The 12,438-nt window shown below is 50.3% G+C and carries 15 protein-coding genes; 11 read left to right on the top strand and 4 right to left on the bottom strand.

Annotated elements, in window-relative coordinates; translation table 11 throughout:
• The first annotated feature begins 95 nt into the window (after positions 1-95).
• Complete coding sequence (locus tag CBP31_RS05555; protein WP_087035291.1) at positions 96-386, top strand: PilZ domain-containing protein; 291 nt, start codon at positions 96-98, stop codon at positions 384-386.
• Between the two features lie 15 nt (positions 387-401).
• Positions 402-842 carry an acyl-CoA thioesterase gene (locus CBP31_RS05550; protein ID WP_087035288.1) on the top strand — a complete coding sequence of 147 codons (441 nt, stop codon included), beginning with the start codon at positions 402-404 and terminating at the stop codon, positions 840-842.
• Positions 843-896: 54 nt separating this feature from the next.
• On the opposite strand, the gene leuD is transcribed toward CBP31_RS05550, so the two are convergent.
• From leuD to leuA, 4 genes are read right to left on the bottom strand one after another with little or no spacing between them, the layout of a single operon-like run.
• Positions 897-1,496 (bottom strand): 3-isopropylmalate dehydratase small subunit, encoded by a 600-nt coding sequence (gene leuD / locus CBP31_RS05545; protein WP_087035285.1) that lies wholly within the window; start codon positions 1,494-1,496, stop codon positions 897-899.
• Positions 1,497-1,508: 12 nt separating this feature from the next.
• Positions 1,509-2,906 (bottom strand): 3-isopropylmalate dehydratase large subunit, encoded by a 1,398-nt coding sequence (gene leuC, locus CBP31_RS05540; protein ID WP_087035283.1) that lies wholly within the window; start codon positions 2,904-2,906, stop codon positions 1,509-1,511.
• A complete protein-coding gene (gene leuB, locus CBP31_RS05535; RefSeq protein WP_087035280.1) occupies positions 2,906-4,006 on the bottom strand; it encodes a 3-isopropylmalate dehydrogenase in 1,101 nt (366 codons plus the stop codon). The genes leuC and leuB overlap by 1 nt, the downstream gene beginning before the upstream one ends.
• A 2-nt stretch (positions 4,007-4,008) precedes the next feature.
• The gene (gene leuA, locus CBP31_RS05530) at positions 4,009-5,574 is read right to left on the bottom strand and encodes a 2-isopropylmalate synthase (protein WP_087035278.1); all 1,566 of its coding nucleotides are present in this window, start codon (positions 5,572-5,574) and stop codon (positions 4,009-4,011) included.
• Between the two features lie 893 nt (positions 5,575-6,467).
• Between leuA and CBP31_RS05525 the strand changes: the two genes are divergently transcribed.
• From CBP31_RS05525 to rpsG, 9 genes are all read left to right on the top strand, one after another.
• Positions 6,468-8,186, top strand: coding sequence for an acetolactate synthase 3 large subunit (locus tag CBP31_RS05525; protein ID WP_087035276.1), 1,719 nt, complete (start codon positions 6,468-6,470; stop codon positions 8,184-8,186).
• A complete protein-coding gene (gene ilvN, locus CBP31_RS05520; RefSeq protein WP_087035274.1) occupies positions 8,186-8,680 on the top strand; it encodes an acetolactate synthase small subunit in 495 nt (164 codons plus the stop codon). Before CBP31_RS05525 ends, ilvN begins: the two co-directional genes overlap by 1 nt.
• Positions 8,681-9,037: 357 nt before the next feature.
• A complete protein-coding gene (locus tag CBP31_RS05515; protein WP_227875158.1) occupies positions 9,038-9,784 on the top strand; it encodes a helix-turn-helix transcriptional regulator in 747 nt (248 codons plus the stop codon).
• Positions 9,781-10,164, top strand: a complete 384-nt coding sequence (locus CBP31_RS05510) for a RidA family protein (RefSeq protein ID WP_087035272.1) — start codon at positions 9,781-9,783, stop codon at positions 10,162-10,164. Before CBP31_RS05515 ends, CBP31_RS05510 begins: the two co-directional genes overlap by 4 nt.
• Positions 10,165-10,171: 7 nt before the next feature.
• Entirely contained in the window at positions 10,172-10,597 is a 426-nt protein-coding gene (gene tusD, locus CBP31_RS05505) for a sulfurtransferase complex subunit TusD (RefSeq protein WP_087035270.1), read from the top strand.
• A 52-nt stretch (positions 10,598-10,649) separates the two neighbouring features.
• Positions 10,650-11,006, top strand: a complete 357-nt coding sequence (tusC, locus tag CBP31_RS05500; protein WP_087035268.1) for a sulfurtransferase complex subunit TusC — start codon at positions 10,650-10,652, stop codon at positions 11,004-11,006.
• Between the two features lie 43 nt (positions 11,007-11,049).
• A complete protein-coding gene (gene tusB / locus CBP31_RS05495; RefSeq protein WP_087035266.1) occupies positions 11,050-11,364 on the top strand; it encodes a sulfurtransferase complex subunit TusB in 315 nt (104 codons plus the stop codon).
• A gap of 136 nt (positions 11,365-11,500) precedes the next feature.
• Positions 11,501-11,875, top strand: a complete 375-nt coding sequence (gene rpsL / locus CBP31_RS05490) for a 30S ribosomal protein S12 (protein WP_087035264.1) — start codon at positions 11,501-11,503, stop codon at positions 11,873-11,875.
• 85 nt (positions 11,876-11,960) lie between these two features.
• The gene (gene rpsG, locus CBP31_RS05485) at positions 11,961-12,431 is read left to right on the top strand and encodes a 30S ribosomal protein S7 (protein WP_087035262.1); all 471 of its coding nucleotides are present in this window, start codon (positions 11,961-11,963) and stop codon (positions 12,429-12,431) included.
• The last annotated feature ends 7 nt before the right edge of the window (positions 12,432-12,438 follow it).

Below are 12,438 nucleotides of genomic sequence, written 5' to 3'. Positions count from 1 at the left end.
ATAAGCGATAACGAGTGAAGTTAACGGTATTGTAGGGCTATTTTTTTAGCTAAACCAGACTCTTAGGGATAACAAACTTACAAGGAAAGTAAAACATGATGTTAACCAAGGAAGAACAGCGGGTATTTAACCGGATGCAGCTCAATACCAAGGTTATTCTTGCCACTGCCCAATCTCGCATTGAAGGGGTGTGCCGTAATCTGAGCGCCCAAGGCGTATTGATGGAAGTCTCTAATGGTCAATGCCAGATTGGGGAGGAGTGGCAGCTAGTGGTGCCCTCGGCAGACAATCAAGTGCTGCCATTAAAGGCTATGGCGAAGGTGCTACGCGTCGACAGCGGCGAAAGAACCGATATGGTGGCACTCACGCTAACCGAAGTAAGATAAGAGGCACTCTATACGATGGCGGCAAACGACAGAGATTTTCCAGTCAGTTTGAAAATCCCTGTGGCCTGGGGTGACATGGATGCACTGCAGCACGTGAATAACGTGGTGTATTTTCGCTATTTTGAAACCATTCGCATCGAATATTTTCAGCGCATTGGTTTGATGACATTATTAGCCAGTGAACAAGTGATGCCGGTGGTTGCAGAAACCAGCGCTCGCTATCGGCGGTCGGTTATTTTTCCCGATACCTTATTGGTTGAGGCAAAGGTAAGCGAGGTTGGCGAATGTGGGTTTAGCATGAGTTATCAAGTGACAAGCTTGCAACAGGGTGAAGTAACCACGCAAGGCTCGGCACGAGTGGTGATGTTGGATAAAAGCACGGGTAAGAAGAAAGCATTAACCGCAGAGCTTAAACGGCAAATAGTACAGTTAGAACACTTACCAACAGAGTCATAAAAAACGCCGACATTTGTCGGCGTTGTTATTAGCGTCATATTTCAACCAACAAACTTACAGCCAGCTAGGCTGCTGAGCTTCAAAGTCGTCGATTTGTGCTTGATGCTGCAAAGTCAGACCTATGCTGTCTAGACCGTTGAGCAGGCAGTAGCGGCGAAATTCATCAATTTCAAACGAGAAATTAAGATCGCCTGCACGCACTTGCTGAGCTTCTAGATCGACAGTCACTTCGGCCGTTGGGTTCGCTTTCACGTAAGCAAACAGCGCATCCATTTCGGCGTCAGTTAACTTAACCGGTACCATGCCGTTGTTAATGGCGTTGCCATAAAAAATATCGGCAAAGCTAGGTGCGATTACCGCTTTTAGGCCAAAGTCGGCCAATGCCCAAGGGGCGTGTTCACGGCTAGAACCACAACCAAAGTTTTCGCGCGCCAACAAAATCACCGCTTTATCAAATGGCGCTTGGTTGAGCACAAACTCAGGATTAGGCTGCTCACCGGCTTCATCTAAGAAGCGTGAGTCATGAAATAAATGCTTACCAAACCCAGAGCGCGTTACTTTTTGTAAGAACTGCTTAGGAATAATTTGGTCAGTATCCACGTTCGCCTCATCCAAAGGGGCGGCAATACCGGTTAATTGCTTAAATCCGCTCATCTCTAAAACCCCTTATAAATCACGAATGTCGACGAAGTGTCCGAACACGGCGGCGGCAGCAGCCATGGCTGGGCTCACCAAGTGAGTGCGGCCGCCGCGACCTTGGCGACCTTCGAAGTTACGGTTACTGGTGGCGGCACAACGCTCGCCGGGCAGTAAGCGGTCGTTGTTCATGGCTAAGCACATAGAACAACCCGGTAAACGCCATTCAAAGCCTGCCTCAAGAAAGATCTTATCTAGACCTTCGGCTTCCGCTTGGGCTTTTACCTGTTGTGAGCCTGGTACCACAAGCGCCTGCACACCATTGGCGACTTTACGGCCTTTGGCAATGTCGGCGGCGGCGCGCAAGTCTTCGATACGGCTGTTAGTACAAGAGCCAATAAACACCTTGTCGACGCTCACATCAGTCAGCTTAGTGCCACCTGCTAATGCCATGTACTTCAGCGAACGCTCGGCGGTATGACGCTCGATAGCATCTGTCATCTCGGCGGGTACTGGAATAGTAGCGTTAATGGCCATCACCTGACCTGGGTTAGTACCCCAAGTCACTTGCGGTGCAATCTCGGCACCGTCTAATTCTACGACAGCATCAAACTTAGCATCGCTATCTGACTTTAAGGTCTGCCAATAGGCGACGCCTTTATCCCAGTCATCACCTTTAGGGGCGAAGGGCTTGCCTTTAAGATAATCAAAGGTGATTTGATCGGGTGCAATAAGACCGGCTTTCGCGCCCAGCTCAATGGCCATGTTACAGATGGTCATCCGTGCTTCCATAGACAGCGCCTCAATCACGCTGCCGCAGAATTCCACTACATAACCGGTACCACCGGCATGGGTGACCTTGCCGATAATGGCCAACACTACGTCTTTAGCGCTAATGCCGGGCTTAAGCGCGCCATTAACTTGGATTTTCATGGTTTTTGCACGACCCTGTTTCAGGGTCTGGGTGGCCATGACGTGCTCAACTTCTGAGGTGCCAATACCAAACGCCAAGGCGCCAAAAGCACCGTGAGTGGCGGTATGGGAATCACCACACACGATAGTGGTGCCGGGCAGGGTTAAGCCTAATTCAGGACCGATAACATGCACGATACCTTGGTATTTGTGGTGCAAGTCATACAAAGGCACGCCAAATTCTTCACAGTTCTTGGCCAGCGTTTCCATTTGAATGCGGGCCATTTCACCGGAGGCGGCAATGTCATTGGTTTCGGTGGAGACGTTGTGATCCATGGTCGCCCAAGTGCGGTCTGGGCGACGCAGCTTGCGGCCTTTCTCCCGCAAACCATCAAAGGCCTGCGGAGAGGTGACTTCGTGCACCAAATGGCGGTCGATATACAACAACGGCGTTTCGCCGGCTTCGTTACGCACCAAATGCGCATCAAAGACTTTTTGATATAAGGTCTTAGACATTAGTTTGCTCTCCGAATGCGATTGGCGATGTGCTCACCCATTTGGACTGTCGTTTGTACTGGGTGTTTAGCCTCAGGGCTGAACAAGTCACCGCTGAAGAAACCTTCGGCTAAGGTCTCGCTGACTGCGCGCTCTATGGCAACAGCGGCGTCTTCCAACTTAAAGCTGTAACGCAGCATAAGTGCGGCAGACAAAATTTGTGCAATTGGGTTAGCGATGCCCTGGCCGGCGATATCTGGGGCAGAACCACCAGCAGGCTCGTATAAGCCAAAGCCTTGGTCGTTCAAGCTTACAGAAGGCAGCAAACCCATGGATCCGGTCAGCATGGCCATTTCGTCGGAGATAATGTCGCCAAACAAGTTAGAGCACAGCATAACGTCGAACTGCGACGGATCTTTGATCAGCTGCATGGTCGCATTATCAATATAGATATGGTTCAAGGTCACGTCTGGGTAATCTTTCGCTACTTCTATTACCACTTCACGCCACAAGATGGAGGCTTGCAAGACGTTGGCTTTATCGACAGATGTCACTATTTTGCGACGACCTTGGGCCGCTTCAAAGGCTAAGCGTGCGATACGCTCAATCTCAAAACGGTGATAGACCTCGGTATCAAACGCTTTCTCTTCTGGGCCTGAACCTTCACGGCCTTTGGGTTGGCCAAAGTAGATGCCACCGGTCAGCTCGCGCATACACACGATATCAAAGCCACGGGCACTGATATCGGCACGCAAAGGTGAGAAGCCTTCTAAGCCTTTATAAATACGCGCCGGGCGCATATTACAAAATAATTTGAAATGACCACGCAGAGGCAGCAGGGCGCCACGCTCGGGTTGATCGTTCGGGGCTAAATGCTCCCATTTAGGGCCGCCTACTGAACCGAACAACACAGCTTCGGCTGCTTCACAGGCTGCTAAAGTGGAAGCTGGCAGCGGAGTGCCGTGATTGTCGATGGCGATACCACCCACATCATGATGGCTGTACTCCAGACGGAAACCAAATTCAGTCTGTACCTTGTCTAATACCTTGAGGGCTTCTGCCATCACTTCTGGGCCTATGCCGTCACCGGGCAATACGGCGACTTTGTAACTTGCACTCATACTCACACTGTCTCCACACGAATTTTATTTTGAATGGCTTCTTTTTTTTCTGCGACCTGTTCGGCGCGCCAAATGCTGTTAATCACATGCACTAAGGCTTGGGCTGACGACTCTACTATATCGGTGGCCAGGCCCATGCCGTGGAATTTGCGCCCTTTGTGCTCGGCGACGATGTCTACTTGGCCAAGGGCGTCTTTACCTTCGCCTTTGCTCTTAAGCTCATATTTGTCGACACGAATATCATAACCCGTAACGCGGTTAATACACTGGTAAACGGCATCCACTGGGCCATTGCCCACGGCGGCTTCGTTAATCACTTCGCCGCCGACTTCCATGCGCACACTGGCGGTCGACATTACATTGCTGCCAGATTGCACGCTGAGGTACTTAAGTTTGAACTGCTCGGGCTCTTCATGAATTTGGCTAAAGAATACCAAGGCTTCTAAATCGTAATCAAACACCTGACCTTTACGGTCGGCCAACTCTACAAAGCTTTCATACAGTGCGTCGAGCTCATAATCTTGCTCGCTGTAGCCCATTTCGCTCATGCGGTGCTTGATCACATGGCGGCCTGAGCGCGAAGTTAAGTTCAACTCGTTCTTCTGCAAGCCAATGCTTTCAGGGGTAATGATTTCGTAGGTGTTCTTGCTCTTCAATACGCCGTCTTGGTGAATACCGGAAGAGTGCGAGAAGGCATTCGCGCCAACAATGGCCTTGTTTGGCTGTACTGGCATATTGCACAGATTGCGCACTAACTGGCTGGTACGGTAAATTTCTTGATGCTTGATATTAGTGTGCAGGCCCAAGAGCTCGGCTCGGGTCTTCAAGATCATGGCAATTTCTTCTAACGAGCAGTTACCGGCCCGCTCACCAATACCATTGATGGTGCATTCAATCTGGCGCGCACCGGCTTGAACTGCCGCAATGGAGTTGGCGACCGACATGCCTAAGTCATCATGGCAATGCACAGAAATCACCGCTTTATCGATATTAGGTACGCGGTTAAATAAGGTTTGGATAATGTCACCAAACTCGCTCGGCACCGTATAACCGACAGTGTCAGGAATGTTGACTGTAGTAGCGCCGGCGTTAATGGCGGCTTCTACCATGCGGCACAGATTATCGATGGGGGTACGGCCTGCATCTTCACAAGAAAATTCCACGTCATCCGTGTAACGGCGCGCATGCTTTACCGCATGCACACCCATGGCTAATACGGAGTCGAAGTCTTTGCGCAACTTACTCTGCACGTGAATGTCGGACGTGGAAATAAAGGTATGAATGCGAAACTGCTCGGCGGGCTTTAACGCCGCTGCCGCCGCATCTATGTCGGCTTCCAAGGCGCGGGCCAGCGCGCACACGCGGCTGTTCTTAATATTGCGTGCTATGGCTTGTACTGATTCAAAATCACCGGGGGATGAAATAGGAAAGCCCACTTCCATCACATCTACCCCTAAGCGTTCGAGCGCATAAGCAATTTGTAATTTTTCTTTAACCGTTAAGCTGGCGGAAAGCGCCTGTTCGCCGTCTCGCAAGGTGGTATCGAATATAATGACTTGGTCCGACATGTCGCTTTCCTCTTAATTGTGTACTGCTGAGAGTTATGTACCGAGAGTCGTGTACTCGTGGTATGTACCTTGCCGCCCGCGACAGATATAAAAAACCCGTGCGGATGGCACGGGTTTTTATTGGTATATATGTGGATGATGAATTCCAGCTACGACCGACCCATGCGCGTGAGCACTAGCGAGGTTAGTAATAGTAGTAGCTGTATGTGTTTGAACATAGCGCTCATCCATCATCAAAAAAATAGGAGAATAGTTTCGTGAACAACAGTATAGCAATAACGGTAAACGCTGGCCATGTCAATATTATTGATGCACTTACCTTGTTATATTCTGCGTGAATAAACTGCTCGTCAGGCGTTTTGGCCTGTTTGCTGAGTAAGCCGGCAGCTAGTGAGGGCAAGTTTCACCAGCGGTACCACTTTTAGCAAAGGCACTAATAGCATATATAAAGCGGTGTGCGCTGCTATGGCACTAAAGTGCGGACTTATGCGCAAAGCCAGTTATTAGCATGTGACGCTAAGTTCAGGAGCTGCTAGCCTTGTTCTCAGACTCAAAGTAGTCAGGTTCAATTGTGAGACTCAAGTTAGCAGGTTCAAACTAGTCTCTGGTTGGTGGGATATAAAAATAGTGTGTCAACGGCACTGAGCACAGGCTGTAGAGCTTTTCACAAAGCTCGTAGACAAGCGATTTAAAGCAGGTTAAGGTGATTTTTCTTCCTTTTTCTGCCTAACTTTATCCCATCAGGCAGAAGTGTTTGTTTTTATAAAAGATAAAAGCTTTTTGCTTGGTACTGTTGTCATGTCTAAAAAGTGTTATGCCTAAAAGGTGACACGACTAAATAGGCTAAAATGCACAGTCGCACAGCAAATAGAGTAAAGCCTGGAGGGCTTATCATGGAGATGTTATCAGGCGCACAAATGGTGGTTCGGGCGCTGGAAGATCAGGGAGTCGAGCATTTATTCGGTTACCCCGGCGGTTCAGTGCTTGATATCTATGACGCCTTATTTGAAAACAGCAAAATTGAGCATGTATTGGTGCGCCACGAACAGGCTGCCGTACACATGGCTGACGGCTATACCCGCGCTACGGGTAAAGTCGGTACCGTGCTGGTGACCTCAGGCCCGGGTGCGACTAACTGTATTACCGGTATTGCCACCGCCTATATGGACTCGATTCCTATGGTGGTGTTGTCCGGTCAGGTACCAACTTATTACATTGGTGATGACGCCTTCCAAGAAACCGATATGTTGGGTATCTCGCGGCCTATCGTTAAGCACAGCTTTATCTGTAAGAAAGCCTCAGATATTCCGCTGGCCATTAAAAAAGCCTATTACATCGCCGCCAGTGGCCGACCTGGCCCTGTGGTTATCGACCTGCCGAAAGATGTGCAAAACCCGTTGGAAAAGCATCCTTATGTTTATCCTGAATCGGTGTCGATGCGCTCTTATAACCCCACCAGCGTGGGACATAAAGGCCAAATCAAGAAAGCCATGCAAGCGTTGGCTGCAGCCAAACGCCCCATCATGTATGTGGGCGGCGGTGCAGTAACCGCAGAAGCCAGTGCCTTGGTGGTTGAGCTAGCAGAAAAGTTTAATCTGCCGGTGACTAACACCCTAATGGGGCTCGGCGTGATGCCGGGTACGCATAAGCAGTTTGTGGGCATGTTGGGTATGCACGGGACTTATGAAGCCAATAAGAGCATGCATAACTCGGACTTTATTCTCGCCATTGGTGCGCGCTTCGATGACCGCGTGACCAACAACGTGGCTAAGTTCTGCCCTGATGCCACCATAGCGCACGTCGATATCGACCCGACCTCGGTCTCGAAAAATATCAAGGCGCACATTCCGATTGTGGGTTCAGCGGATGCGGTATTAGAGCAGATGCTGGCTACCATTCGTGAGCTGGGTTTAGAGACTGACCCTAACGCCATGACGGATTGGTGGGCGCAAATTGACGAGTGGCGTGCACTTAAGTGCTTAGACTATGCCAAAAGCGACCAATACATTAAGCCGCAGCAAGTCATTGAGTCTATCTATCGCATCACCGAAGGCAAAGCCATCGTCAGTTCAGACGTGGGCCAGCATCAGATGTTTGCCGCGCTCTATTATCCGTTTGATAAGCCGCGCCAATGGATCAACTCAGGCGGCTTGGGCACCATGGGCTTTGGTTTACCAGCCGCCATGGGCGCGCAAATGGCACGACCCGATGCGGTTTCTATTTGTGTGACCGGTGATGGCTCTATTCAGATGAATATTCAAGAGCTGTCGACCTGTATGCAATACAACATACCGGTGAAGATCATCTCCCTGAACAACCATTCGCTGGGCATGGTAAAGCAGTGGCAGAAGATGTTTTATGAAGGCCGTGAGAGCCATTCTTATATGGACTCTTTACCGGACTTCGTAAAACTGGCAGAAGCTTATGGCCATGTGGGTATTCGGGTATCGGATCCTAAAGAGCTGGATGCGGCGCTCGAGAAGTGTTTCTCGATGACCGACAAACTGGTGTTTATGGATATTATTATCGATCCAGAAGAGCACGTGTATCCGATGCAGATTAAAACCGGTGCCATGGATGACATGTATTTAAGTAAAACGGAGAGAACCTAATGCGGCGTATTATATCCCTGTTACTGGAAAACGAGTCCGGTGCCTTGAGCCGTGTAGTGGGCTTGTTTTCTCAGCGCGCTTATAACATCGAAACCTTGACCGTAGCACCCACTGAAGATCCCACTCTGTCGCGCATGACCATAGTGACCACCGGTGATGAGCGGGTGATTGAGCAGATCATCAAACAGCTGAACAAGCTGGTGGATGTGCTCAAAGTGAGTGACTTGAGTGAAGGCGATCACATAGAGCGCGAAATTGTGCTGGTGAAAGTGCGAGCTGATGGCGCGAATCGCGATGAAGTAAAGCGTACCGCCGATATCTTTCGCGGTCAAATCGTCGACGTGTCACCGCACCTGTACACGGTACAGTTGGTGGGCACCAGCGATAAACTCGATGCATTTATTCGCAATATGAGTGAAAGCACCGAAGTGGTAGAAGTGGTGCGCAGCGGTGTGTGCGGTATTGCACGCGGCGAAAAATCACTGCGTTCGTAATTGAGCTAAGCGTGATGCATCTCAAAAACCGCCTCCGGGCGGTTTTTTGTTGGCCGCCTCATTCATCACTCCTTACATTAAAGGCAAACACAGCTCAGGGTGGAGATGCTGCATCAGCACCTGCTGCGCAGGCTTTCGCGGCTAAAGCGCGCGACTACAGCAGACATCGTAAAGTAACCGTTTTACTGTGCCATGTGAAATTTGGCGTGGTTGTAGGTCTTGAGCCTATGGCGTATAGCGTAAGGCGTTTCCCTCACCTCTCACTTCACAGTACCGCTCACCATTCGTAAAATAAGTTGACATCTAACCTCAGCAGTTGAAAATCAGCAGCAGATGTTTGGTGCTATGGAGCCAGCAATGCCAGCGCAAAGAGAGACTGTCGAGTCTCTGAGTCAGCCAATAGAGCAAGAAAGTGTCGAGCAGAATAATACCGAGTCGGTACTTGTTCATCGCTATGGCGGCGTTATGGAAGGGCTGGCTGAGATGTTTGGCCAGCACTGTGAGCTAAGCTTGTACTCGCTGACGGAACCCGGCCAACCTTTGCTAAAGCAGGTGCAAGGCGAGCAGGGCACACACTTAGTCGGTGAGCCCATGCCGGAGTCGCTGGCACTGCATGTTATCGCGCTGCTTGCAGACTCGGTGCGCCATGTTACTTACTTTGCGCACACTAGGTTAGGCGCGCCAATTAAGACCTCTTTGCAATTGCTGCTCAATGCACAGGGCGAGGCGTTAGGCTTGCTCTGTATCCATCTGCACTTAGGCGCCCCTTTTCATGAGTTGCTGGGCGAGTTAATGCCTAAGCCGCAAGTGGCTCAGCGCGTCGAAGTGTCACCGGAAAACTTCAATAATAACGTTGAAGAGCTGGTGACCTTGACCGTAGAACGCACCATAGAGGGCATTAACGCCAATGGGCTGGTGGCCAATCATCTTAAAAATAAACATATAGTGACCACGCTATATGAGAAGGGCATTTTCGACATCAAAGACGCCATTGCGATGGTGTCGAGCAAGCTCAATATCTCAAAACACACCGTTTATCTTTATATTCGGCAAAAAAAACGCGATGACGAAGAGCTATCGCCCCCCACCCCGGAGACATCATGACTAAAAGCATCATAGCCACAGAACACGCCCCCGCTGCAATCGGCCCTTATGTGCAAGCGACTCGAGTGGGTAACATGCTCTTTACTTCAGGCCAGATCCCGCTGGATCCGGTCACTATGGAAGTGGTAGCCGGCGGCATTGAGGCACAAACCAAGCAGGTAATGGATAACTTATTGGCTATCCTAAACGCTGCTGGCGCCGACAGCACCCATGTGGTCAAAACCACCTGCTACTTGAAGGACATGGCCGACTTTGTACCTTTCAATGAAGTCTATGCCAGCTACTTTACGCTGGGTGCGCCGTCTCGTTCTTGCGTAGAAGTGGCGCGGCTGCCGAAAGACGTGTTAGTAGAAGTGGAAGCCATTGTCTGCCTCGATTAATTCAGTGATGGATGTGAACCCAGCACCGGAGGCGGCACCCACAGCGCTGCGCTTTGCTTTATTAGTGACCGGGCCAAGTTACGGCACGCAAGCTGCCAGTGATGCTTATCGCTTCGCTCAAGCCGTGCTAGCGCAGGCTCATGTGCTGAGCCATGTTTTTTTCTATCAAGAAGGTGTGCATAACGCCAATCACTTGGTGGCGCCGGCCAGCGATGAAACTAACTTGCAACAAGCCTGGGTTGCCTTGGCGCAGACGCAGGGGCTGCGCTTAGATGTGTGCGTGGCCGCCGCGCTACGCCGCGGTGTGTGCGATGCAGCAAGTGCCGAGCAAGCGGGTTTGAGCCAATGGAACTTGGCCGAGCCCTTTTATTTGAGTGGGTTAGGCCAGCTTGCCGAGGCGGCACTGACCGCCGATCGGGTGGTGCAGTTTTGAGGTGCGTTATATATAACGAGCATCAGGCTCTGGCACAGAAAGGAGCTTGCTTATGAATAACGTCGCCTTTTTGTTTCGTACCGCGCCTCATGGCTCGGCGTCAGGTCGAGAGGGCTTGGATGCGGTGCTGGCTACGTCCGCCCTCAATGAAGACATAGGGGTGTTCTTTAGCGATGATGGTGTGTATCAGCTCTTGGCTGAGCAAGATCCCCGCGCTATTTTAGGCCGCCACTATGCGCCTACCTTTGGTTTGCTCGACTTGTACGATGTAGAGCAAGTATACGTGTGCCAGCGCTCCATGACTGAGCGAGGCATAAGGTTGGAACACATCACTATTCCTGCTCAGGTGCTGGCGCCCCATGATTGGCAACTGGCACTGGCAGGCTTTAACGTTCGGCTGAGCTTTTGAGTCATCAGCATTTAAGCATCCAGCTGAGTGACGAAGGGAAAACATGCTGCATACGGTAAAATATTCGCCTTTTAGTCATCAGGCATTAGCACACGCGTTGCGCGAATTGCAGCCCGATGATCGGCTGTTGTTATGGCAAGATGGCGTAATTGCGGCTACGGTAGCCCAGTCGCAAGCATCCTGGGGGCAAGTCCCCTGGTGGCAAGCACCATTACAAATGCTGGCGAGCAGCCAGCGTTTGTATGTGATGGCAGAAGACTTACAAGCGCGTGGTTTAAGTCAGGCAATCGGGCAGCCAATTAGCATGCTCGATTGGGTCGATTTAGTCGCAAAATTGGGCAGTCCCCAAGCTTGGTAGTACGATGCACATAAATTGTACCGCTAAAACTGTATAAATCTTGACTCAGAGCGGTAGCAAGCATAGAATTTTGCGTCCTCGCTTTTTGAGGACCGTTTTTCACAACTGTAGAACGATACATTTTCAGGAGCTGTTAATGACTACTATTAACCAGCTGGTCCGTAAACCGCGTAAGGTCGCTGCTGCAAAGAGCAACGTACCTGCGCTGGAATCGTGCCCGCAAAAACGCGGCGTATGTACCCGTGTATATACCACCACCCCTAAGAAGCCTAACTCTGCATTACGTAAAGTATGTCGTGTTCGTCTGACCAATGGTTTTGAGGTTAACTCATACATTGGTGGTGAAGGCCATAACCTGCAAGAGCACTCCGTAGTGCTGATCCGCGGCGGTCGTGTTAAAGATTTACCAGGTGTGCGTTACCACACCATTCGTGGCGCGCTGGACACTTCTGGTGTTTCTGCACGTCGCCAGGGCCGTTCTAAGTACGGTGCCAAGAAGCCAAAGTCTTAATAGTTCTCTGTTAAGTAAGGCCAAACATTTTATTCAATAACACTATTGTGTTTTGGGTTATCCCTGAAGTTACGGAGAATTTTCAATGCCAAGACGTCGCGTTATCGGCCAGCGTAAAATATTACCAGATCCTAAGTTTGGATCCGATTTGCTGGCAAAATTTGTAAACATCCTGATGGTAGACGGTAAAAAATCTACTGCTGAGACTATCGTTTACACAGCCCTAGAAGCAGCTGCTACAAAAAGCGGCAAAGAGCACTTGGCGCTGTTTGAAGAAGCCTTAGAAAACATTCGTCCTACAGTTGAAGTTAAATCACGCCGCGTAGGTGGTTCTACCTACCAGGTGCCAGTAGAAGTACGTCCAGTACGCCGTAATGCCTTGGGCATGCGTTGGTTAGTAGACTCTGCACGTAAGCGTGGCGAGAAGTCTATGGCTCAGCGTTTAGCTGGCGAGTTGTTGGATGCTGCTGACAACAAAGGTTCTGCGGTTAAGAAGCGTGAAGACGTTCACCGTATGGCTGAAGCAAACAAAGCGTTTGCACATTACCGCTGGTAATTGGATG

It is taken from the genome of Oceanisphaera profunda (genome assembly GCF_002157895.1).
GTDB lineage: Bacteria > Pseudomonadota > Gammaproteobacteria > Enterobacterales > Aeromonadaceae > Oceanimonas > Oceanimonas profunda.
This window is presented reverse-complemented; position numbering and strand designations above follow the sequence as displayed.

Excerpts from the sequence above, each read along its gene's own strand:
- CBP31_RS05555 (WP_087035291.1), top strand. The coding sequence starts at position 96 with ATGATGTTAACCAAGGAAGAACAGCGGGTATTTAACCGGATGCAGCTC.
- CBP31_RS05550 (WP_087035288.1), top strand. The coding sequence starts at position 402 with ATGGCGGCAAACGACAGAGATTTTCCAGTCAGTTTGAAAATCCCTGTG.
- leuD (WP_087035285.1), bottom strand. The coding sequence starts at position 1,496 with ATGAGCGGATTTAAGCAATTAACCGGTATTGCCGCCCCTTTGGATGAG.
- leuC (WP_087035283.1), bottom strand. The coding sequence starts at position 2,906 with ATGTCTAAGACCTTATATCAAAAAGTCTTTGATGCGCATTTGGTGCGT.
- leuB (WP_087035280.1), bottom strand. The coding sequence starts at position 4,006 with ATGAGTGCAAGTTACAAAGTCGCCGTATTGCCCGGTGACGGCATAGGC.
- leuA (WP_087035278.1), bottom strand. The coding sequence starts at position 5,574 with ATGTCGGACCAAGTCATTATATTCGATACCACCTTGCGAGACGGCGAA.
- CBP31_RS05525 (WP_087035276.1), top strand. The coding sequence starts at position 6,468 with ATGGAGATGTTATCAGGCGCACAAATGGTGGTTCGGGCGCTGGAAGAT.
- ilvN (WP_087035274.1), top strand. The coding sequence starts at position 8,186 with ATGCGGCGTATTATATCCCTGTTACTGGAAAACGAGTCCGGTGCCTTG.
- CBP31_RS05515 (WP_227875158.1), top strand. The coding sequence starts at position 9,038 with ATGCCAGCGCAAAGAGAGACTGTCGAGTCTCTGAGTCAGCCAATAGAG.
- CBP31_RS05510 (WP_087035272.1), top strand. The coding sequence starts at position 9,781 with ATGACTAAAAGCATCATAGCCACAGAACACGCCCCCGCTGCAATCGGC.
- tusD (WP_087035270.1), top strand. The coding sequence starts at position 10,172 with ATGGATGTGAACCCAGCACCGGAGGCGGCACCCACAGCGCTGCGCTTT.
- tusC (WP_087035268.1), top strand. The coding sequence starts at position 10,650 with ATGAATAACGTCGCCTTTTTGTTTCGTACCGCGCCTCATGGCTCGGCG.
- tusB (WP_087035266.1), top strand. The coding sequence starts at position 11,050 with ATGCTGCATACGGTAAAATATTCGCCTTTTAGTCATCAGGCATTAGCA.
- rpsL (WP_087035264.1), top strand. The coding sequence starts at position 11,501 with ATGACTACTATTAACCAGCTGGTCCGTAAACCGCGTAAGGTCGCTGCT.
- rpsG (WP_087035262.1), top strand. The coding sequence starts at position 11,961 with ATGCCAAGACGTCGCGTTATCGGCCAGCGTAAAATATTACCAGATCCT.